This window comes from Streptomyces thermoalcalitolerans, from assembly GCF_039525155.1.
GTDB classification, from domain to species: domain Bacteria; phylum Actinomycetota; class Actinomycetes; order Streptomycetales; family Streptomycetaceae; genus Streptomyces; species Streptomyces thermovulgaris.
Window position 1 is genome coordinate 116,698 of sequence record NZ_BAAAHG010000012.1, and the last position, 20,562, is coordinate 137,259.

Sequence of the window (20,562 nt, forward strand, 5' to 3'; positions counted from 1 at the left end):
TACGGCGCCCGTGTCACGACGTAGAGTTGCGCGCACGCCATCATGAGACCGACCGATTACGAGGCCTTCATCGTGCGCCGACGCTCACTTCTTCTGTCCGTACCCGCGGGACTTGTCACGCTGGCCGCCTGCGGCAATGACGAGTCCGGTTCGAGCAAGGCCGGCAAGAGCCCGTCGCCCCCCGCCTCGGAGCCGTCCGCCGCACCGTCGCCGAAGATCGTCTCCGGGCCGCTTCCGGCGATCACCGCGGGCACGAAGTTCGGCGAGAAGCCGACCGTGGCCAAGGGCACGGGCGCTCCGTCGAAGGACATCGCCGTCAGGACGGTGATCGCGGGCAGCGGCCGCACCGTCGCGGAGAACGACTACGTCCAGGCCCACTACCTGGGCCAGATCTGGGACACGGGGAAGGTCTTCGACAACTCCTACGACCGCAAGACCCCGCTGGTCATCCAGCTGTCCCAGGGCACGATCATCGACGGCTGGCGCTATGCCCTCGCGGGCAGGAAGGCCGGCAGCCGCGTCATGCTCTCCGTGCCGCCCACCTGGGGCTACGGCACGCAGGGCAACGCCCAGGCGGGCATCAAGGGCACCGACACGCTGGTGTTCGTCGTGGACCTGCTGAACACCTTCAACTCCAGGAGCTCGGCCCAGGGCAAGGCGGTCCCGCAGAACGACGCCGACCTGCCCACGGTGGGCACCAACACCGACGGCGCGGCCCCGTCCATCACCGTCCCCAAGGCCGCCGCGCCCAAGGACCTCGTGGCCGAGTACGTCATCGAGGGCGACGGTCCCGTGGTCAAGGCCGAGAACACCGTGCTCGTCCAGTACAAGGGCGTACTGTGGGACGATGGCAAGGAGTTCGACTCGACGTACCAGAGGAACGCCCTGACCTCCTTCTCCCTGCAGCAGGTCGTCAAGGGCTGGTCCCAGGGCCTGACCGGCAAGAAGGTCGGCAGCCGGGTCCTGGTCGTCGTCCCGCCCTCCCTGGGCTACGGCGACAACCCGCCGCCCGACAGCGGCATCAAGAAGGACTCCACGCTCGTCTTCTCGGTGGACATCCTGGCGGCGATGTAGGGCGGGGCGGCACCACGCCATGCCCCTCCCGCCTCGGGCACGCATCCGGCGGGATGCGAGACTGTGCGGGTTTTGCCGGCATGGTTCGGCGCGTTTTCTTGCATCTTTTCTTGCACCCTTTCTGGCACTTTTTCTTGCAACGAACGAGCAGGAGCACAGGACGTGAGCATCGAGAAGCCCGAGATCGACTTCCCTGGCGGCGAGCCCCCGGCGGATCTCGAGATCAAGGACATCTGGGAGGGCGACGGGCCGCAGGCCAAGGCGGGCGACACCGTCTCCGTCCACTACGTGGGTGTGGCCTTCTCCACCGGTGAGGAGTTCGACGCGTCCTGGAACCGCGGCACGCCGCTGCGGTTCCGGCTGGGCGTCGGCCAGGTCATCGCCGGCTGGGACCGGGGCGTGCAGGGCATGAGGGTCGGCGGGCGCCGCCAGCTGATCATTCCGCCGCACCTGGCCTACGGCGACCGCGGCGCGGGTTCCCGGATCAAGCCCGGTGAGACGCTGATCTTCGTCTGCGACCTGGTCGCGGTCTGATCGGCCCGTGCCGGATCCGTACGGATCCGATCGTCCGGGGCCCATGCCTGGCCGGGCATGGGCCTCGGCTTTTGTCACAGCACACCGGGACGGTACGGTCGTCCGTCGTAAGGACCACAGGGAATCAACAGGGAAGACGAAGGGCGTCGATGGCCATTGCCAAGGCCGAGCGGCTGATGAACCTGGCGCTGTGTCTGCTCGGGACCCGGCGGCCGCTCAGCAAGCGGGAGCTGCGCGAGTCCATCGAGGCCTACCTTCAGGCGGGGTCCGACGACTCCTTCAACCGCATGTTCGAGCGGGACAAGGACGACCTGCGCGAGCTCGGGCTGGTCATCGAGACCGTCGAGAACCTGGACGGCGAGGTCGGCTACATGGCCCGCCGGGACAGCAACCGGCTGCCGCCCATCACCCTGGACGCCGAGGAGGCCGCCGCCCTGGGCCTGGCCGCCAAGGTGTGGCAGCAGGCACGCCTGGCCGCGGCGGCCAGCGGAGCCCTGCAGAAGCTGCGCGCGGCGGGACTGCCCGAGGACGTCGACCCGTACGAGACCCATGGCGCCCTGGAGCCGCGCATCCCGGTGCACGAGGCCGCCTTCGAACCGCTGATGCTGGCCTGCCGCGACCGCCGCCCGGTGGTCTTCGAGTACCGCAAGGCCACCGCCGCCCGCCCCGAGACCCGGCATGTCGAGCCCTGGGCGCTGGAGTGCTGGCGCGGCCACTGGTACCTGGCCGGCTTCGACCGCGACCGCGGCGCCGAGCGGGTCTTCCGGCTGTCCAGGATCACCGGCAAGGTCCGCACCCGCGGCACCGGCTTCACCGCCCCGGTCCCCGACGTCGTCACCGTGCGCGAGACCGTGGCGAGCTGGGCGGGCGAGACCGCCGACCGCACGGCGCGGATCCGGCTGCGCAAGGGCGCCGGATACCCCCTTCGGGCGAGGGCCGTCGCCGTACGGGAACTCGACGGCGACTGGGACGAGTTGGAGATCCCGTACGGGCACGGGCTGGACGCCTGGCTGGTGGAGTTCGGGCCGGACGTGGTGGTCCTGGAGCCGGACGAGCTGCGGGCGGACGTGGTGGACCGGCTGCGTGCCGTGGCCAAGGGCTGAGGGGGAGCGAGCGACACCGTGGCAGGCAAACCGATCAGGTCCACGAACGCCATCGACCAGACCCGGCGGATGCTGTCCCTGGTGACCTACCTCCGGGAGCGGCCCGGCGCCCGGGTGGAGGACGTGGCGCGTGCCTTCGGCATCACCGAGGAGGAGCTGGTCTCCGACCTCGATGTGCTGCCCATGTGCGGCACCAGCTTCCGTGGCGGCGATCTGCTGGACATCGACACCGACGGCGAGCGCATCTGGTGGCACAACCCGGCCGCGCTCGCCGCGGAGGCGGCCGAGCCGCTGCGGCTGGCCTCCGACGAGGCGACCGCGCTGCTGGTCGCCGCCCGCGCGGTGGCCACCCTGCCGGGCCTGCGCGAGAGCGACCGGCAGGCGCTGCTGCGGGCGACGGCCAAGGTGGAGGCCGCGGCCGGCGAGGCCGCCGGTGCCAGCTCGCGTCTGTCGGTGACCTTCGAGTCCGAGGGCGACGTCTTCGCCGACGTCGACCGGGCGATCACCGAGCGTCGCCGGCTGTGGATCCGCTACTACTCGCCGGCCCGCGACGAGGTCACCGAGCGCGAGATCGACCCCATCCGTCTGGTCAGCGTCGGGCACACCTATGTGGAGGCCTGGTGCCGCCGCTCCGAGGCGCGCCGCACCTTCCGGCTCGACCGGGTCGCCGAGATCAAGATCCTGGACGAGCCGTCCGCGCCGCCCGAGGTGGAGCTGCGCGACCTGTCCGAGGCCCTGGTCCAGCCGGCCGCGGAGGACCCGGAGGTCGTCGTCGAGGTCGGTCCGGGCGGCCGCTGGGTCGCCGAGTACTACCCGCACGACAGCGCCGACGAACTGCCCGACGGCGGCCTGCGCATCACCTTGCGCACCCCCGATCCGGCCTCCCTCAGGCGGCTGGCGCTCCGCCTGGGCGGCGACGGCCGTATCGTCTCCCCCCGCGAACTGGCCGACAGCGCCAGGCAGGCGGCCCGCGAGGCCCTGGCGGCGTACGAGACGGTCCACGACGACAGCGGGACCACCGGGACCACCGCCGGGGACGGCGAGGACCACACGGTGCACGACGGGCGGTACGACAGGCAGGAGCAGGGGCTGTGAGCGGATCGGCAGCGGCGGGAAGGCCGGGAAGGTCAGGAAAGCCGGGAAAGCGCGGAATGTCGGTGGCGACGGCGTTCGCCGGGATGCGGAGCGTGGCTCCGGTGGTGTTCCGGGCGGGCTGCCCGGACTGCCGGGGCCGTTTCGAGCTCGCCGCGAGCGCGCTGCGGCTGGCCATCGGCGCCAGCAGCCGCACCACCTTCTACACCTTCACCTGTCCCGGCTGCGGCGCCGCGGTCCGCAAGCCGGCCGGCGAGCGGATCGTCGCCCTGCTCACCGGCGGCGGGGTCAGAACGCTGCGTCTGCACTCCACCGTCTAGGCTCGGTGTCATGTTCTGGGCGATGTTCGCGGTGGCCGCCGGTTTCCTGGGCCTGGCCGTCCTGGGGGTGTTCGCCCTCCGGGTCTTCGTGGAGGCGCAGCGTCTCGGGCGGCAGGTCGCGGAGTCGGCGCGTCGTATCAACAGGGCGGCCGAGGACCTGGAGCGGGCGGCCACGGGCGTCGCCCGGTCCGTGGACGCGCTGTGAGTCGGCGCCCTGTCGTCCCGTCGTGTCCGGCGGGTACGCTGCTGGTCGCGGACCGGAGAACGAGGCCCCGGTCGCGGGCGGGCGTACGCACGGGGGATTGCCCTCCGTTCACCTCCGAGCGTTACGATCGCTGCCAGAGCGATGGGTCGGACCTGGGTCCGGCCGGTCGGACAGCACCCACCCAGCCGCCTCGGTGAGAAGGTAAAGACTTATGTTCGGAAGGCTCGGAGCCCCCGAGATCATTCTCATCCTCGTCGTCATCGTGCTGCTGTTCGGCGCGAAGAAGCTTCCGGACATGGCGCGCTCGCTCGGCAAGTCCGCCCGCATTCTCAAGAGCGAGGCCAAGGCGATGAAGGAGGAGAGCCGTACCTCCACCCCGGCGCCCGCCGAGGAGCAGCCCCCCGCTCCGCGCGTCATCCAGGCGGCCCCCGGCGACGTGACCAGCTCACGCCCGGTCAGCGAGCCGACGGACACCACCAAGCGCTGACGCACGGCCGGACCGCTCCGGCCTTTGTACGAGATGAGGACGTGGGTTGCTCAAGCCTGCCCGAAAAAAGGTGAAGGACCCCGAGGGGAGGATGCCCCTCGCGGAGCATCTCCGTGAGCTCCGCAACCGGCTCGCGAAGGCCGTCCTGGCCATCGTCGTCGGCGGAATCGTGGCCGCCTTTTTCTACCGGGACATCGTCAATCTCCTCACCGAACCCATCCAGCGCTCGGTGGGATGCTCCAAGTCGTTCACGGAGCTGGCCGAGCAGAAGGAAGGGGCCTGCGGCAACATCACCGTCGAGGGCCTTCTGGGTCCCTTCACACTGATGATCAAGGTGGCGCTGACCGCCGGTGTCGTCCTCGCCTGTCCCGTCTGGCTCTACCAGCTCTGGGCCTTTGTCGCGCCCGGCCTGCACAAGCACGAGAAGCGCTACTCGCTGGCGTTCGTCGGGGCGGGCTTCCCCCTGTTCCTGGCGGGCGCGTACTTCTCCTACCACGTGCTTCCCGCGGCGGCCAGCGTCCTGATCGAGTTCACCCCCGACGGCGCGGTCAACCTGCTGCCGCTGGGCGATCTGCTGAACCTCGTCACCCGCATGGTGATCGTCTTCGGCCTCTCCTTCGAGCTGCCGCTGCTGCTGGTGATGCTGAACCTCACCGGAGTGGTCACCGGGCGCCGGATGCTCGGCTGGTGGCGGGCCATGGTCCTGGGCGTCACGATCTTCACGGCGTTCGCCACGCCCACGGTCGACCCGGTCTCAATGCTGGCGCTCGCGGTCCCGATCGTCCTGCTGTACTTCCTGGCCACCGGCCTCGCCCTGCTCAACGACAGGCGCAGGCGTCTGCGGGAGGCCGCGGGACCCGCCGACGACGAGGCCTCCGAGCTGGACCTCACCCCCGAGGACATCGGCGAGGCCGAACCCGTCGCCGCCCCCCGCGCCCTGACCGACCGGACCGACACGGAGCGGGTCAACGGGTACGACGACGCGACCTGACCGCCGGCACCACCGGCGGACGGCCCGGATAATGATCGTCACGTTGTCGGTGCGGCCCGGTACGCTCGAGAGCACGATGACAGAGGACCTCTCACCGGCCGAGCGGTACGCGGCAGCGCGCAGGCGGGCTGCCGAGCAGGCCACCGCGCTCGCGGGCTTCCGCGAGATGTACGACTTCGACCTCGACCCGTTCCAGGTCGAGGCCTGCCGGGCGCTCGAGGCGGGCAAGGGCGTGCTGGTCGCCGCGCCCACGGGCTCCGGCAAGACGATCGTGGGCGAGTTCGCCGTCCACCTCGCCCTCCAGCAGGGCAAGAAGTGCTTCTACACGACGCCCATCAAGGCGCTGTCCAACCAGAAGTACTCCGACCTGTGCCGCCGCTACGGCAGCGGCAAGGTCGGCCTGCTCACCGGCGACAACAGCCTCAACCCCGACGCCCCGGTGGTCGTGATGACCACCGAGGTGCTGCGGAACATGCTGTACGCCGGCTCCCCGGCCCTCCTCGGCCTGGGCTATGTGGTCATGGACGAGGTGCACTACCTCTCCGACCGCTTCCGTGGTGCCGTCTGGGAGGAAGTGATCATCCACCTGCCCGCGTCGGTGACCCTGGTGTCCCTGTCGGCGACCGTGTCCAACGCCGAGGAGTTCGGCGACTGGCTGGACACCGTCCGCGGCGACACCCAGGTGATCGTCTCCGAGCACCGGCCCGTGCCCCTGTTCCAGCACGTCCTGGCCGGACGCCGGATGTACGACCTGTTCGAGGAGGGCGAGGGCCGCCGCAGGAGCGTCAACCCCGACCTGGTGCGCATGGCCCGCCTGGAGGCCAGCCGCCCCTCCTTCCTGGACCGCCGGCGCGGCCGCGCCCTGCGCGAGGCCGACCGTGAGCGGGAGCGCAGACAGCGCTCCCGGATCTGGACCCCGAGCCGGCCGGAGGTCATCGAACGGCTGGACGCCGAGGGCCTGCTCCCGGCCATCACCTTCATCTTCAGCCGCGCCGCCTGCGAGGCCGCCGTCCAGCAGTGCCTGTACGCCGGGCTCAGGCTCAACGACGAGCAGGCCCGGGAGGAGGTCCGCGCCCTGGTCGAGGAGCGCACCGCCTCCATCCCGTCGGAGGATCTGCACGTCCTCGGCTACTACGAGTGGCTGGAGGGCCTGGAGCGCGGTATCGCCGCCCACCACGCGGGCATGCTGCCGACCTTCAAGGAGATCGTCGAGGAGCTGTTCGTCCGCGGTCTGGTCAAGGCGGTCTTCGCCACCGAGACCCTGGCGCTCGGCATCAACATGCCCGCCCGCTCGGTGGTGCTGGAGAAGCTCGTCAAGTGGAACGGCGAGCAGCACGTCGACATCACCCCCGGCGAGTACACGCAGCTGACCGGCCGCGCCGGCCGCCGGGGCATCGACGTCGAGGGCCACGCGGTGGTGCTGTGGCAGCGGGGCATGAACCCCGAGCACCTGGCGGGCCTGGCCGGCACCCGTACCTATCCGCTGCGGTCCAGCTTCAAGCCGTCGTACAACATGGCGGTCAACCTGGTCGAGCAGTTCGGCCGGCACCGCTCGCGCGAGCTGCTCGAAAGCTCCTTCGCCCAGTTCCAGGCCGACAAGTCGGTCGTCGGCATCTCCCGGCAGGTGCAGCGCAACGAGGAGGGCCTCCAGGGCTACAAGGCCGCGATGACCTGCCACCTCGGCGACTTCGAGGAGTACGCGCGGCTGCGCCGCGAACTGAAGGACCGCGAGACCGAGCTGGCCCGGCAGGGCGCGGCCCAGCGGCGTGCCGAGGCCGCCATGTCCCTGGAGAAGCTCAGGCCGGGCGACATCATCCACGTGCCCACCGGCCGGCACGCCGGTCTGGCGCTGGTGCTGGACCCGGGCCTGTCGGCGGGCCGGTCCAACGGCCATCGCGGCCTGGAGCACCACGACGGCCCGCGCCCGCTCGTGCTGACCGCCGGGCGGCAGGTCAAGCGGCTGGCGTCCGCCGACTTCCCGGTGCCCGTGGAGCCGCTGGAGCGGATGCGGATCCCGAAGTCCTTCAACCCCCGCTCCCCGCAGTCCCGCCGGGACCTCGCCTCCGCGCTGCGCACCAGGGCCGGGCACATCCCGCCGGAGCGGCACCGCAGGCGGCGCTCCCCGGCGGCCGACGACCGCGAGATCTCCCGGCTGCGCGCCGCGCTGCGCGCCCACCCCTGCCACGGGTGCGACGAGCGCGAGGACCACGCCCGCTGGGCCGAGCGCTACTACCGGCTGCTGCGCGACACCAAGCAGCTGGAGCGGCGCATCGAGGGCCGTACGAACACCATCGCGCGCACCTTCGACCGCATCGTGGCGCTGCTCACCGAGCTCGACTATCTGCGGGGCGACGAGGTGACCGAGCACGGCAAGCGGCTCGCCCGGCTCTACGGCGAACTCGACCTGCTCGCCAGCGAATGCCTGCGCGAGCGCGTCTGGGAGGGGCTGGGCCCGGCCGAACTGGCCGCCTGCGTCTCGGCGCTGGTCTACGAGGCCCGGGTCGGCGACGACGCCCTGCCGCCCCGGCTGCCCTCGGGCAGGGCGAAGGCCGCGCTCGGCGAGATGGTGCGGATCTGGGGCCGGCTGGACGCCCTGGAGGAGGAGTTCCGCATCAAGCAGACCGAGGGCGTGGGCCAGCGCGAGCCCGACCTCGGCTTCGCCTGGGCCGCCTACATGTGGGCCTCCGGCAAGGGACTGGACGAGGTGCTGCGCGAGGCGGAGATGCCGGCGGGCGACTTCGTGCGCTGGTGCAAGCAGGTGATCGACGTCCTGGGCCAGATCGCGGCGGCGGCCCCCGAGGAGGAGGGCTCGACGGTGGCCAGGAACGCGCGCAAGGCGGTGGACGGACTGCTGCGGGGCGTCGTGGCCTACTCGTCGGTCGGCTGAGCACGCCCCTCACGCCGGCGTCCAGCGACACACCGACACACATCGACATCCAGGGCAGGAACACGGGTCCGGTGACGGACCGTCCCTGCCCTGCGGCGTTTTCTCACCCGTCACAGTGAGCCGGGTTCGCTCACCCGTGCCCCGTGACGTTCTGTGTTCGATCATGCTCCGTGGGTGTAAACGACCCGAGCGTACTCCTGTCCTCCGCGCCTTTTCAGGCGCTTGCTGAACATGACACGGCGATGATCCGGTCGGACTAGGCTCGCCCGCGGCGCACCGAGTTGAGGTGTATTCGTGCGCTTGTTCCAAGCGTCCGCAGACATGCCGAAGATTCCGACAATTCCATGACCTACCCCACCGGAAGCTGCCCCGAACTCCAGCCGACTCCTCTCAAAGGGCTTACATGGTGAGTGTTCAATCGCCCCCCGGCGGCCGTGAACTTCCCTCCGCACGTGTGCTGCTGCTGCCGGCCATAGTCATGGCGGCGGCCACCGGGGCTGCCGTCGCCCTGGTGGCCGAACCGGCCCGCCTCGCCGTCGTCTGCTGCGGCGCCGTCGCCACCCTCCTGGTCCTCGCCGTGGGGGCCGAGGCGGCGCGCCGCGGCCGCGTCATCCACCGCCAGCGGACGGAGCACGCACGGCAGACCGCGTACCTGGAGCGGCGCCTGGCCGCCCACGACCAGGAGGTCGCCCGCCTCGGAACGGAGATCCTCCCCGCCGCCATCGGCTACCTGCGCGGCAACAACACGCCCCGCGAGGTGATGCGCGACGTCATCGACGACCACCCCGAGTGGTGCCGGATCTCCGAGTCGCAGCGCGAGATCGTCCGCATGGTCCTCAAGATCGTGGACGAGGAGGAGAACAAGCGCGACTCCACCCAGCGCGCCCTGGTCAGCATCGCCCGGCGCGTTCAGGCGATCGTGCACCAGCAGGCCAGGGAACTCCGGGAGATGGAGGAGGACCACGGCCGCACCCCCGAGGTCTTCGACGACCTGCTGCGCATCGACCACGGCACCGCGCTGATCGGCCGCCTGGCCGACTCCATCTCCGTCATCGGCGGCGGCCGCCCCGGCCGTCAGTGGCCGAACCCCGTCACCCTCTACAGCGTGCTGCGCGGCGCCATGTCCCGGATCCTGGAGTACCGGCGCGTCGAGCTGCACTCCATCGCCAAGGTCAATGTCAAGGGCACCGACGTCGAGCCGGTCATCCACGCCGCGGCCGAACTCCTCGACAACGCCACCCGCTACTCCCCGCCGAACACCAAGGTGCACGTCACCGCCGTGGAGGTGCAGACCGGCGTCGCCATCGAGATCGAGGACGGCGGGGTCAGCTTCAGCGAGGAGGCCCGCGCCCGGATCGAGAGGCTGCTGGAGGCGGCCAAGGCCGGTGTCGACCCGCAGGAGCTCGGCGACACCCCGCGCCTGGGCCTCGCGGTCGTGGGACGTCTGTGCTCGGCGTACAACATGCAGGTCTCGCTGCGGGCCTCGGCCTACGGAGGCGTCCGCGCCATCCTCGTCGTGCCGAGCAACATGCTGACCACCGAGCCCGCCCCCGGACTGGCCCACGGCATCGGTGCCACCTCCATCCCCCACCCCGGTGAGGACGCGGTGGAAGGACCCAAGCGCGCCCCCAAGAAGCGCCGCCCCACCAGCCCGCGCATCCCCGCCGCGGTGCCCATGGAGGACGACGTTCCCGAGGTCACCGAGTGGACCGCGACCGGCCTGCCGCAGCGCCGCAGCCGGGTCAAGACCCCGCTCAGCCAGCGCATCGCCGAACAGGCCGCCGCCGAATGCGCCGCACAGGAGAGCGGCGGCTCCGCGTGGGGCACGCCCAAGCCCGCTCCCCGGAAGAACGATCCCGAACCGGGCCTGTGGGTCGAGGCCTTCTGGGACGGACTGAAGAAGGACAACCCCGGACCGGATCCGACCGCGTTCACCCAGGACCCGACCGCCTATCTGCACTTGATCGAGAAGCCGGCCCGTGCCGAGGCCGACACCCAGGCCGACGACGAGGGGGACCTCAAGTGATCCAGCAGCGCGCCAACTTCGACTGGATGCTCAAGGAGCTCTACGACGGAGTACCGGGCATCGAGATGATCGTCGTGCTCTCGGCCGACGGCCTGCGCATCGCCCGCTACGGCGGCGATCCCGACGCCGCCGACCGGGTCGCCGCCGCCTGCGCCGGACTGCAGAGCCTCGCCACCGCCGTCGCCGTCGAGATCCCCGACAGCGACGGCCGGATGAAGCTGGTCATCATCGAGATCGACGGCGGCTACTTCTATCTGATGTCCGCCGGGGCCAACGCCTATCTCGCGGTGCTCGCCGACATCCGCACCGAGCCCGGCCTGATGAGCGCCCGGATGCGCGACCTGGTGGTCCGCATCGGCGCCCATCTGACCAGTCCGCCCCGACGTGCCGGGCGGACCGTATGACTCCTCCGCGGCGCCAGAGGCGCTACCCCCAGCAGGAGCCGCCGCCCCCCGCACCCGGCAGGCGGAGCGAGGAGAAGAACCCCGAGCGCCTGTACGTGGTCGCCGGTGCGGACGAGGACGGCTCCCGGGCCGCCCTCGACCTGGTCACGCTGATCGTGGCACGCGCCGAGCCGCCGCCGTCCGCCACCCCGGAGCAGGCGGCGCTGCTGCGGCTGTGCACCGCGCCCCTGTCCGTGGCCGAACTGTCGGCCTACCTCAATCTGCCGTTCAGCGCGGTGACGGTCCTGATCACCGAACTGCTCACAGCCGAACTGGTGCAGGCCCGCGCGCCGATCGTCCGTCAGGCGGTCCCCGACCGCTCCCTTCTCGAAGCGGTGATGCATGGACTTCAAAGGCTCTGACACCCTCCCCGGCCCGCGCACCGAGGACCATCTGCCGCACACGGCCCAGGCCGCGGTGAAGATCGTGATCGTCGGTGGTTTCGGGGTCGGCAAGACCACCATGGTCGGCTCGGTCAGCGAGATCAAACCGCTGACCACCGAGGAGACCATGACCCAGGCCGGCATCGGCATCGACGACAACTACGGTTCCGAGTCCAAGACGGCGACCACCGTGGCGATGGACTTCGGCCGCATCAGCATCACCGACCAACTGGTGCTCTACCTCTTCGGCACCCCCGGACAGGAGCGCTTCTGGTTCCTGTGGAACGGGCTGTTCGAAGGAGCCCTCGGCGCGGTGGTGCTGGTCGACACCCGCCGACTGGAGGTCAGCTTCGACGTCATGGGGCGTCTGGAGGAGCGCGGCGTGCCCTTTGTCGTCGCCGTCAACTCCTTCCCGGACGCCCCCCGTTACCCGATCAGCGAGCTGCGCGCGGCGCTCGACCTGCCCGAGGAGGTCCCGATCGTCGAGTGCGACGCGCGCCGCCGTGCCTCCAGCCGGGACGTGCTGATGACCCTCATGCGCTTCCTGCACTCCCTGGCCGTGATGGGCTCGGCGCGCTGAACCGGACCCTCACCCCTCCTCACCCCCGTGACGACTTCCCTGTCCTTTCCCTGTCCTTTTCCGCGTCCTTTTCCATGTCCTCTTCCATGTCCCCTTCCATGTCCTTTCTCTCCCGAAAGCGACTGCCGTGACGCCTGAATCCCACTTCCCGACCGGCACGGACGACTTCGCCCCCGCCCCGCCCCCCGGCTGCCCCGCGCACGGCATCGGGCCCGGGGGACTGCACCGGCTTCACGAGGCGCCCGACCTGCGCGCGCTGTACCGGCATCTCCGCGAGGAGTACGGCCCGGTGGCACCCGTGCTGCTGCACGACGACGTACCGATCTGGGTGGTCCTCGGCCACGCCGAGAACCTGCACATGGTGCGCACCCCCTCGCAGTTCACCCGGGACAGCCGTATCTGGACCCCGCTGAGGGACGGCACCGTCAAACCCGACCACCCGCTCATGCCGCACATCGCCTGGCAGCCGGTCTGCTCCTACGCCGAGGGCGAGGAGCACAAGCGGCTGCGCAGCGCGGTCGCCAGTGCCGTGGCGACCGTCGACGGGCGCGGTCTGCGCCGTCACATCGGCCGTGCCACCCAGCGGCTGGTCAACCAGTTCTGCGAGTCGGGCCGTGCCGAACTCGTCAGCCAGTTCGCCGAACATCTGCCGATGGCGGTGATGTGCCAGGTCCTCGGCATGCCCGAGGAGTACAACGACCGGATCGTGCAGGCCGCCCGCGACATGCTCAAGGGCACCGAGACCGCGATCGCCAGCAACGAGTACATCATGGACTGCCTGCGGCGGCTCACCGCACGCCGCCGGGCCCGGCCCGAGGAGGACTTCACCAGCCACCTCATCAACCACCCGGCCGGCCTGAACGACGAGGAGGTCAGCCAGCATCTGCGGGTGGTGCTCATCGCCGCCTACGAGGCCACCGCCAACCTGCTGGCCAACACCATCCGCCGGGTGCTCACCGACCCCGGTTTCCGCGCCCAGCTGAACGGCGGTCAGATGACGGTTCCTCAGGCGGTCGAGCAGTCCCTGTGGGACGAGCCGCCGTTCAGCACCATCCTCGGCTACTTCGCCAAACAGGACACGGAGCTCGGCGGCCGGCGCATCCGCCGGGGCGACGGGCTGCTGCTCGGCATCGCACCGGCCAATGTCGACCCGCGGGTGCGGCCCGATCCGACGGCCGACATGCAGGGCAACCGCTCCCATCTCGCCTTCAGCGGCGGCCCCCACGAATGCCCCGGCCAGGACATCGGACGCGCCATCGCCGACGTCGGCGTCGAGTCGCTGCTGCTGCGGCTGCCGGACCTTCAGCTCGACTGCGCCGAGGAGGACCTGCGCTGGACGGAGTCGATCGCCTCGCAGCACCTGGTGGAGCTGCCGGTGCGGTTCAGCCCGCAGCCGCAGCAGGACGTGACGGCCCGGCCGAGCCCCACCCCGCGTCCGTTTCCGCAGGCGCGTCCGGCCTGGGAGATCAGCACCAAGGCGGCTGCGCCGAAACCCGCGCCGCCCCCGCCCGAGCCCCTGGTCGCCGCGAGCACCGCACCGGCCGGTGAGGCGGGCCGTCCGCGAGGGGCGTGGCGGCGCCTTCTGCACTGGTGGCGCGGCTACTGACCGGCGGCCCACCGTGCGGGGGACGACCACGCCTGAAGCGTCCGCCCGCTGGTGAAGCGGCGCTCGGCCCCCGTGACCGGGTCGGTGAACTCCAGCGTCCGCGCGAGCAGTTGCAGCGGTCGCCGGAAGTCGTCGGCCGGTACGGGGCCGGTCACCACCGGGTAGAGCGGATCCCCGAGGATCGGCACGCCCAACGCGCTCATGTGCACCCGCAGCTGGTGCGTCTGCCCGGTGCGGGGCACCAGCCGGTAGCGGGCGAGTCCGTCCGCGCGGTGCTCGATCAGCTCCACCCGTGTGACCGCGTTCGGCTCGCCCGCCACCTCCCGGGCGGCCTGCACCCCGCGTTCCTTCACGATCCGGCTGCGCACGGTCAGCGGCAGGGCGAGCGACGGGTCGTACGGCGCCACGGCCTCGTACTCCTTGTGCACCCGGCGGTCGCGGAACAGCGTCTGGTACGCGCCGCGCTCCTCGGGCCGCACCGTGAACAGCACCAGCCCGGCGGTGAGCCGGTCGAGGCGGTGCGCCGCGGTGAGCTCCGGAATGCCCAGTTCCCGTCGCAGCCGGGCCAGCGCGGTCTCGGCGATGTGCGAGCCACGCGGAGTGGTGGCGAGGAAGTGCGGCTTGTCCACGACGACGAGATGCTCGTCGCGGTGGACGATCTCCAGCGGGAACGGCACCGGCACCTCGTCGGGCAGCTCCCGGTGGAACCACACGTACATCCCCGGCTCGTACGGCGCGTCGGGCGCCACCGGCCGTCCGTCGGCGCCCACGATCCGTCCGGCCTCCAGCATCGCCTCGATCACCCCGGGCCCCGCCCCCGACAGCCGCTGCACCAGGTACTCCCGCACCGTGGCCCACGCCCCGTCGCCGGGCAGCCGCACCCGCACCGGGTCCACCCCGTGACGCTGGGGCAGGGGAGCGGGCGGGGCAGGGGGCTTGCGGCGTCTCATCGCCCGAAGCCTACGAGGCGCCGTACTCCTCCGGAAAACCGCCGGCCCGCCGTCCCGCGGGACGCCCCTGGCGCCCTTTGCCCCGCCGTGGCTCACGCGGCCCGGGCCGCGCCCTCCTGTTCGGCCTCGATGCGGGCCTTCCACTCGGCCTTGGAGGCCCGCCAGCCGTCCTCGTCGTGGCCGAGGCGCCAGTAGCCGGAGACGGACAGGTCCTCGCGGGGCACGGCGTGCTCGACGCGCAGCAGGCGGCGCAGTTCCTTGACGAAGCCGGCCTCGCCGTGCACGAACGCGTGCACACGGCCCTCGGGGAAGTCCAGCGCGCGGACGGCCTCCACCAGCGCCCGGCCGACCGGCCGCCGTCCGCGGTGCAGCCAGACCACCTCCACATCGGAGTCGATCTTCTGCTCCTCCTCGGGACCGGCGACCTCGACGAAGGCGTGGGCCGTGACACCCTCGGGCAGGGCCTCCAGGGAGCGGGCGATCGCCGGCAGGGCGCTCTCGTCACCGGCGAACAGATGCCAGTCGGCGCTCACGTCGGGGGCGTAGGCGCCGCCGGGGCCCAGGAAGCGCAGGGTGTCGCCCGGACGCGCGCGCAGCGCCCAGGGACCGGCCAGACCCTCGTCGCCGTGGACCACGAAGTCCAGGGTCAGCTCGCGGTGCTCGGGATCCCAGGCCCGCACGGTGTACGTCCGCATCCTCGGCCACTGCTCGCGCGGGAGCTCCTCACGGATCCGCCGCATGTCGAAGGGCTCGGGACAGGCGACCCCCTCGACCGGGAACAGCAGCTTCACATAGTGGTCCGTGCAGGTGCCGGCCGAGAAGTCCGCCAGGCCGTCGCCGCCGAGCACCACACGCTGCATGCGCGGGGTCAGCCGTTCGGTGCGGACGACCTGCGCGGTGTGGGTCCTGTACGACGTGCGCGCCGGGCGAACTGCCATGGCGGCCTCCCTGCCTTGTTGCTTAGGTTTGCCTAACCTATTATGGCAGTCCTCACGCTTCCAGGGTGGCGAGCAGCCGCCGCAGGGAGCCTCCCAGCCCCCAGCGGGCGCCCAGCTCCTCGACCGCCGCCGGATCGCGCGGGGTGCGCGGCAGCGCCGTGTCGACGTCCGGCAGCGGGACATCGGTGGCCACGCGCACGACCTTCGGCGCCACCGCGAGATACGGCCTCGCCGCGTCGAGCCGCTTCCGCTGCGACGGCGTGAGCCTGGACGCCGGGTCGTCGACGGCCGCCATGATCCCGGCCAGGTCGCCGAACTCGGCGAGCAGCCTGGCCGCCGTCTTCTCCCCGATGCCGGGCACCCCCGGCAGCCCGTCGCTCGGGTCGCCGCGCAGCAGCGCCAGATCCGCGTACCCGCGGCCGTCGACCCCATACTTCTCCCGCAGCACCGCCTCGTCGGTGATCCGCAGCGTGCCCACGCCCTTGACCGGATACAGCACACGCACCCCGCGCGCGTCGTCCACCAGCTGGTACAGGTCCCGGTCCCCGGTGACGATGTCGACCGGGCCCTTCGCCCGTGCCGTGAAGGTGCCGATCACATCGTCCGCCTCGTACCCCGCGACGCCCACGCGCGCGATGCCGATGGCGTCCAGCACGGACTCGATCACCGGGACCTGAGGGGAGAGGGTGTCGGGCACTTCCTCCTCGTCCGGACCGCCCTCGTGCTCCTCGGCGACCCGGTGCGCCTTGTAGGAGGGGATCAGCTCCACCCGCCACGCCGGCCGCCAGTCGGCGTCCATGCAGGCCACCAGATGGTCGGGCCGGTGGTCCCCGACCAGCCGGTCGATGAAGTCGAGCAGCCCGCGCACGGCGTTCACCGGCGTGCCGTCCGGAGCCCTGAGCGACTCGGGGACGCCGAAGTAGGCACGGAAATACAAGGACGGAGTGTCAAGCAAAAGATATTTTTCGGGGCGCGTCGACATGCGCCCAGCATGCCACTGACGAGGTTGCCTCTCGTGCGACAACGCCCACGGAGCGGCGTGGGCCCCGCCCGCTCGTCATGGGGTACGGAAAGCGGATGGGGCGTTCGAAGAACGGACCGCCGGTCAGCGCGGAGTGTGCACCTGGGCGGACCGGGCGCGCAGCTCGGCCAGCCGCCGCTGGTACAGCGGTCCGGCCGCGTGGGCGCCCCTGGCCTCACTCGGGGTGGACTGCTCGATCAGGTGGTGAGCCACGGCCTTGAGATGCGCGGACCAGGCCAGCACGTGCTGCTGAGCGGGGCGACCGCACTCCTGCGGTTCCCCGGGAAGACACAGCGGGAGCTGCGGACCGAGCTTGTTCGCCGCGTGCCGGATGTAGCGGGCGATCGTCGCCCATTCCTCCTCGGTCCGCTGAACGGCCGTCGCCGTGGTCTCCCAGCCCCAAGGGCCGAAGTCGTCCCCGTGATCGTCCATGTGTGCTCCCCGGTGATCTCGGCGGGTCAAGCCGTTGCGGCGATCGTAGCGGCGCCGTCCGCCTCCCGGGGGTCGCAGTGCCCGACCGAGGGAACGCACGGCGAGCAGGGGCCGCACATGGGCAGGAATTGCGGCGGCGTGCAAAACTGCGCGCCGTCGCCGAGGACCGCGCGGATATCGGCCAGCACTTCCCCCATGCGCAGCCCGCCCCAGATGTCGGGCATCGGGGATTCCTGGACGTTTCCGATCTTCAGGAAGCGGCCCAGCACGCACGGCCACACATCACCGGTCGGGCCGATGGCGCACTTCTCGTGTGCGCAGTGCCCGCACAGATCGGCGATGGTCGGCGCCGCTCCCCGGCTGCCCCGGCCGAACGCCCGCGTACGGTCCTCGCCGACCTGTTCCACACCGAGGGCCAGCAGGTCCTGCGCTGCTTCGTGGACGCGCTGTCCCGGCCGGACGGCGACGACTCCGCCCCGCAGCGGGATGCCGAGGCTCAGCGCCTTTTCGATGTTGGCGCGTGTCCGCTTGTGGGAGCCGCGCAGCTTGGTCACGGCGTCGTGGTCCTCCGCGTTGTCGGAGTAGTACGACGTGGCGAGCTTGACCTCGCATTCACGGAAGACGTCCCACAGCTCGGCTCGGATGTGAGTCATGTTGGAGAAGACCTCGACTCCCAGGCCGACCGTCCGGGCGTGCCTGATGAGCGCCGGGAGGGAGGGGTACAGGGTCGGCTCCCCGCCGATGAACTGAACGTCGAGCGCGCCCATGTCGGCGAGTTCCGAGATGACGCGCAACCAGTCCCGGACGGTCATCGTGCCGTGCGTTCCTTTGGGGGAGGAGTCCGCATAGCAGTGATCGCACAGCTCGTTGCACAAGCCGGTGACCTCCAGCCAGGCGAACTTGAGGGGGTTTTCGGCAAGGGTCATCCCGTGTCTCCTTACGGGTGTCGGAAGGTCGTCTGAGCAGCCCCGCCCGTGCCCCACGGGGCAGGGCACGAGTGGGCGGTGGCGGCGCCCTCACCACTGCACGGGCAGCGGCACCCCGGCGAAGGGGCGGTTCGGACGGGAGTGGCGCGTGTGCCTCTCCGGGCCTGTCCGGTCGGGAGCGTCGACGTCCGGTCTGCTGGAACTCGGTGTCCTCAGCGCGTCGGCGTCAGTCGTGCCCGGTGCCGAACGGTGTGGCGCGGGCACCGGTCCTGGGTGGTGTTCTGGTCGTCCTGCGGGCCGGATGCCTCGTCACAGCCGGATGCGCAGAACGCCTCGAACGTGACGCCGCCCTCCAGGGCGTGGCGGATCGTGCGGTTGACGAACTGCACGACCGAGTGGGTCACTCGTCGTCTTCGCCGTCCTCGTCGTCTAGGCCGACGTAGGGCAGCCGGGCGCCGCGCGACCCGCAGCGCATCGACCAGACACTCGCGCAGCCGAACCGCCGCGAACCGCAGCTCCGTGGTCGTGGCCTCCGGGACTTCGAGCACCGTCATCGAGGTGGTCAGCACGTTGTCCCCAATGGCGAGCTGGCCCTCCTCCATCTGGTCGGCCAGTCGCGACAGGACGCTCGTCGGGTCGTTGGTGTGCAGGTAGGCTGGCTTGCCGTTCTCGGACCATGGCAGCAGGCGGGGGCGGGTCCTCACGCGACTCCCTTCGGCAGGCGGATACCCTGCGGCGCCATCACGAGACCGGCGCGCCGGCGTTTCCGTTCGCGTTCTGCGCTGCGCTCGCGGGCGATGACGTACGGCTGGACGAGTCCGATGGCTTCGCCACCGCCCAGCGCAGGCACACGCGGGCGGCAGCGAGCCGGGAGCGTTGCAGGGGACGGGGCCGATTCCGTTGTCCGACGGCGGTCCGTCAGGTGAAGCAGTAACCGCAACAGCGGATGAAGCAGCCGCGCTGCAATGGGGAACATGTCGTCAACTTCCACGCCGGATTGGTGGCCATGCCCCGGGCCGGTCGCACGGTCGCGGGGTCCTTTCACGAAGACCCTCGCGTCCATTCCCGCTCAAGACCATGTCAAGGCCCTATAGATGCGCCCTATATTTGACGTATGGGGGAAACCCGGGCGGACTTGTGGTCCCATCCGAAGCTGGTCTCGGCGGTCGCCACCGAGGACTGGGGTGCGGTCTTCCGCACCTACCGACAGCTCACCGGACTCAGCCAGACGAAGCTCGGTGAACGCGTCGGCCTCATACAGCCCGAGGTGTCCACCATCGAGCGCGGTCGACGTCGCGTCACCTCGGTCGAGGTACGGCAACGCATCGTGGACGGGCTTCGCATCCCGGAGCACTTACTGGCGACTGACCGGCCCCGCGCCGGCTCGCCGGTGCCCGCGCTCGCCGTACCCGGTCCAGGGCCGGACGATGATCTGCTGGCGCGTGTGACGAGCGTGGTGGACGGCGAGCACCGGGTGGACGCCGTCACGCTCGACTGGTTCGACCGGCTGCTGGCGGAACATCGCCGCGCCGAGGACGAGATCGGGTCACGGCCGCTGGTGGGCTTGATACGGCAGCAGCTCCGGACAGTGGTGGACCTGTATGGCGGTGCACGAGGCCCGTTGGCGGATCGGGTGGTGCGTCTGGCGTCCGAGCACGCGCAGTTCCTGGCGTGGATGGCGCAGGACCAAGGGCAGACTGCCGCTGCTCTCGCCTGGTACGACCGCAGCCACGAGTGGGCGTTGGAAGCCGGTGACACCAACATGGCGGCGACGACGCTCAGCATGAAGGCGCACATGGCGTGGTCCGGCGGTCGCGGAGACCGATGTGTGCGACTGGCGGAGGCTGCCCGCTGGTCGGCACCGGGAACGTCGCTCGGGGTTCAGGGCATGGCCGCGCAGATGGCCGCCCGAGGGCACGCGCTCAACGGCGACGCCGACGACGCCGAGCGGCTGTTGGACGAAGCGCAGGAACTCATCGGCCGCGCGGCGCAGCACCCGGAGGATGAACCGCCGTGGATGTACTTCTACGGCGAGACATGGTTCACCTTGCAGCGAGGCATGGCCGCGCTGCATCTGCGCGACTGGAAGGTGGCCATCACCCGTCTCACCGTCGGCCTGGCCGCGCTGTCCGACGACTATCGCCGTGACAAGACGTGGTACCGGGCTTGTCTGGCACATGCCCTGGCCGAGGCCGGCGAGGCAGCGCAGGCCGCCTCCGTCGCACTGGCGGCGGTACCCGACGCCGCCGACATCGGACGCCCCCACTCATGGAACGAACTGCACACCGTGGCCGCCGTCCTCATGCGACGCGGCGCGAAGGAAGCACGGGAACTCGTCGCCGCGCTCCGGGCCTACGACTGACGTCCCGCTGGGACACGGAAACGGCCCTCGCGTCATGGTCGGCTGCATCAGGGCACGAGGGCCGATGCGGATCAGGCGCCGATGACGTTCCGGCGGGCGGCGAGCCATGCGGCGTCCCAGGCCGCCTTCCGCCCGCCGGGTGCGGTGAGCTGGCGGTGAGCTCCTTCCTGGTCGACGGACACCGCCCGCCTGTGGAGGCGGA

21 protein-coding genes are annotated in these 20,562 nt (G+C 71.1%); 15 read left to right on the top strand and 6 right to left on the bottom strand.

All coding sequences use genetic code 11. From position 1 onward, the window contains the following. Window positions 1–72: 72 nt before the first annotated feature. From ABD224_RS10310 to ABD224_RS10375, 14 genes are all read left to right on the top strand, one after another. Window positions 73–1,074, top strand: coding sequence for an FKBP-type peptidyl-prolyl cis-trans isomerase (locus ABD224_RS10310; RefSeq protein ID WP_344049131.1), 1,002 nt, complete (start codon window positions 73–75; stop codon window positions 1,072–1,074). 162 nt (window positions 1,075–1,236) lie between these two features. Beyond that, complete coding sequence (locus tag ABD224_RS10315) at window positions 1,237–1,608, top strand: FKBP-type peptidyl-prolyl cis-trans isomerase (protein WP_344049106.1); 372 nt, start codon at window positions 1,237–1,239, stop codon at window positions 1,606–1,608. 149 nt (window positions 1,609–1,757) lie between these two features. Continuing rightward, the gene (locus ABD224_RS10320; protein WP_344049107.1) at window positions 1,758–2,711 is read left to right on the top strand and encodes a helix-turn-helix transcriptional regulator; all 954 of its coding nucleotides are present in this window, start codon (window positions 1,758–1,760) and stop codon (window positions 2,709–2,711) included. Window positions 2,712–2,729: 18 nt separating this feature from the next. Next, window positions 2,730–3,806: a helix-turn-helix transcriptional regulator gene (locus ABD224_RS10325; RefSeq protein WP_344049108.1), complete on the top strand. Its 1,077-nt coding sequence runs from the start codon at window positions 2,730–2,732 to the stop codon at window positions 3,804–3,806. Between the two features lie 56 nt (window positions 3,807–3,862). Beyond that, window positions 3,863–4,123 (top strand): hypothetical protein, encoded by a 261-nt coding sequence (locus ABD224_RS10330; RefSeq protein WP_344049109.1) that lies wholly within the window; start codon window positions 3,863–3,865, stop codon window positions 4,121–4,123. A gap of 10 nt (window positions 4,124–4,133) precedes the next feature. After that, complete coding sequence (locus ABD224_RS10335) at window positions 4,134–4,328, top strand: hypothetical protein (RefSeq protein ID WP_344049110.1); 195 nt, start codon at window positions 4,134–4,136, stop codon at window positions 4,326–4,328. Window positions 4,329–4,539: 211 nt separating this feature from the next. Next, window positions 4,540–4,815, top strand: a complete 276-nt coding sequence (gene tatA, locus ABD224_RS10340; protein ID WP_344049111.1) for a Sec-independent protein translocase subunit TatA — start codon at window positions 4,540–4,542, stop codon at window positions 4,813–4,815. Window positions 4,816–4,861: 46 nt separating this feature from the next. After that, window positions 4,862–5,806 carry a twin-arginine translocase subunit TatC gene (gene tatC / locus ABD224_RS10345; RefSeq protein ID WP_344049112.1) on the top strand — a complete coding sequence of 315 codons (945 nt, stop codon included), beginning with the start codon at window positions 4,862–4,864 and terminating at the stop codon, window positions 5,804–5,806. Between the two features lie 31 nt (window positions 5,807–5,837). Next, entirely contained in the window at window positions 5,838–8,693 is a 2,856-nt protein-coding gene (locus tag ABD224_RS10350; RefSeq protein ID WP_344049113.1) for a DEAD/DEAH box helicase, read from the top strand. 403 nt (window positions 8,694–9,096) lie between these two features. Next, window positions 9,097–10,719 carry a sensor histidine kinase gene (locus tag ABD224_RS10355; RefSeq protein ID WP_344049114.1) on the top strand — a complete coding sequence of 541 codons (1,623 nt, stop codon included), beginning with the start codon at window positions 9,097–9,099 and terminating at the stop codon, window positions 10,717–10,719. Continuing rightward, window positions 10,716–11,123 (top strand): roadblock/LC7 domain-containing protein, encoded by a 408-nt coding sequence (locus tag ABD224_RS10360; RefSeq protein WP_067394932.1) that lies wholly within the window; start codon window positions 10,716–10,718, stop codon window positions 11,121–11,123. The genes ABD224_RS10355 and ABD224_RS10360 overlap by 4 nt, the downstream gene beginning before the upstream one ends. Then, a complete protein-coding gene (locus tag ABD224_RS10365) occupies window positions 11,120–11,524 on the top strand; it encodes a DUF742 domain-containing protein (RefSeq protein WP_344049115.1) in 405 nt (134 codons plus the stop codon). Before ABD224_RS10360 ends, ABD224_RS10365 begins: the two co-directional genes overlap by 4 nt. After that, on the top strand, window positions 11,505–12,125 hold the full coding sequence (locus tag ABD224_RS10370) for a GTP-binding protein (RefSeq protein ID WP_067394938.1): 621 nt from the start codon (window positions 11,505–11,507) through the stop codon (window positions 12,123–12,125). Before ABD224_RS10365 ends, ABD224_RS10370 begins: the two co-directional genes overlap by 20 nt. A gap of 127 nt (window positions 12,126–12,252) precedes the next feature. Beyond that, window positions 12,253–13,731, top strand: coding sequence for a cytochrome P450 family protein (locus ABD224_RS10375; protein WP_344049116.1), 1,479 nt, complete (start codon window positions 12,253–12,255; stop codon window positions 13,729–13,731). Here the strand turns inward: ABD224_RS10375 and ABD224_RS10380 are convergent. The 6 genes from ABD224_RS10380 to ABD224_RS10405 form a co-directional block, all read right to left on the bottom strand. Next, on the bottom strand, window positions 13,725–14,681 hold the full coding sequence (locus ABD224_RS10380; protein WP_344049117.1) for an RluA family pseudouridine synthase: 957 nt from the start codon (window positions 14,679–14,681) through the stop codon (window positions 13,725–13,727). The two genes, ABD224_RS10375 and ABD224_RS10380, sit on opposite strands and share 7 nt — an antisense overlap. Before the next feature lie 92 nt (window positions 14,682–14,773). Next, window positions 14,774–15,619 (bottom strand): siderophore-interacting protein, encoded by an 846-nt coding sequence (locus ABD224_RS10385; protein ID WP_344049118.1) that lies wholly within the window; start codon window positions 15,617–15,619, stop codon window positions 14,774–14,776. Between the two features lie 52 nt (window positions 15,620–15,671). Next, window positions 15,672–16,601: a 5'-3' exonuclease gene (locus ABD224_RS10390; protein WP_344049119.1), complete on the bottom strand. Its 930-nt coding sequence runs from the start codon at window positions 16,599–16,601 to the stop codon at window positions 15,672–15,674. Between the two features lie 123 nt (window positions 16,602–16,724). Next, a complete protein-coding gene (locus tag ABD224_RS10395) occupies window positions 16,725–17,072 on the bottom strand; it encodes a hypothetical protein (protein ID WP_344049120.1) in 348 nt (115 codons plus the stop codon). 26 nt (window positions 17,073–17,098) lie between these two features. After that, window positions 17,099–17,998, bottom strand: coding sequence for a radical SAM/SPASM domain-containing protein (locus ABD224_RS10400; protein ID WP_344049121.1), 900 nt, complete (start codon window positions 17,996–17,998; stop codon window positions 17,099–17,101). A gap of 212 nt (window positions 17,999–18,210) precedes the next feature. Further along, complete coding sequence (locus ABD224_RS10405) at window positions 18,211–18,702, bottom strand: DUF7848 domain-containing protein (protein WP_201450862.1); 492 nt, start codon at window positions 18,700–18,702, stop codon at window positions 18,211–18,213. Window positions 18,703–19,112: 410 nt separating this feature from the next. Between ABD224_RS10405 and ABD224_RS10410 the strand changes: the two genes are divergently transcribed. Further along, window positions 19,113–20,360 (top strand): NsdA family TPR-like regulatory protein, encoded by a 1,248-nt coding sequence (locus ABD224_RS10410; protein WP_067394954.1) that lies wholly within the window; start codon window positions 19,113–19,115, stop codon window positions 20,358–20,360. Window positions 20,361–20,562: the final 202 nt, after the last annotated feature.

Excerpts from the sequence above, each read along its gene's own strand:
- ABD224_RS10320 (WP_344049107.1), top strand. The coding sequence starts at position 1,758 with ATGGCCATTGCCAAGGCCGAGCGGCTGATGAACCTGGCGCTGTGTCTG.
- ABD224_RS10330 (WP_344049109.1), top strand. The coding sequence starts at position 3,863 with ATGTCGGTGGCGACGGCGTTCGCCGGGATGCGGAGCGTGGCTCCGGTG.
- ABD224_RS10335 (WP_344049110.1), top strand. The coding sequence starts at position 4,134 with ATGTTCTGGGCGATGTTCGCGGTGGCCGCCGGTTTCCTGGGCCTGGCC.
- tatA (WP_344049111.1), top strand. The coding sequence starts at position 4,540 with ATGTTCGGAAGGCTCGGAGCCCCCGAGATCATTCTCATCCTCGTCGTC.
- ABD224_RS10350 (WP_344049113.1), top strand. The coding sequence starts at position 5,838 with ATGATCGTCACGTTGTCGGTGCGGCCCGGTACGCTCGAGAGCACGATG.
- ABD224_RS10355 (WP_344049114.1), top strand. The coding sequence starts at position 9,097 with ATGGTGAGTGTTCAATCGCCCCCCGGCGGCCGTGAACTTCCCTCCGCA.
- ABD224_RS10365 (WP_344049115.1), top strand. The coding sequence starts at position 11,120 with ATGACTCCTCCGCGGCGCCAGAGGCGCTACCCCCAGCAGGAGCCGCCG.
- ABD224_RS10370 (WP_067394938.1), top strand. The coding sequence starts at position 11,505 with ATGGACTTCAAAGGCTCTGACACCCTCCCCGGCCCGCGCACCGAGGAC.
- ABD224_RS10380 (WP_344049117.1), bottom strand. The coding sequence starts at position 14,681 with ATGAGACGCCGCAAGCCCCCTGCCCCGCCCGCTCCCCTGCCCCAGCGT.
- ABD224_RS10385 (WP_344049118.1), bottom strand. The coding sequence starts at position 15,619 with ATGGCAGTTCGCCCGGCGCGCACGTCGTACAGGACCCACACCGCGCAG.
- ABD224_RS10390 (WP_344049119.1), bottom strand. The coding sequence starts at position 16,601 with ATGTCGACGCGCCCCGAAAAATATCTTTTGCTTGACACTCCGTCCTTG.
- ABD224_RS10395 (WP_344049120.1), bottom strand. The coding sequence starts at position 17,072 with ATGGACGATCACGGGGACGACTTCGGCCCTTGGGGCTGGGAGACCACG.
- ABD224_RS10400 (WP_344049121.1), bottom strand. The coding sequence starts at position 17,998 with ATGACCCTTGCCGAAAACCCCCTCAAGTTCGCCTGGCTGGAGGTCACC.
- ABD224_RS10410 (WP_067394954.1), top strand. The coding sequence starts at position 19,113 with ATGGGGGAAACCCGGGCGGACTTGTGGTCCCATCCGAAGCTGGTCTCG.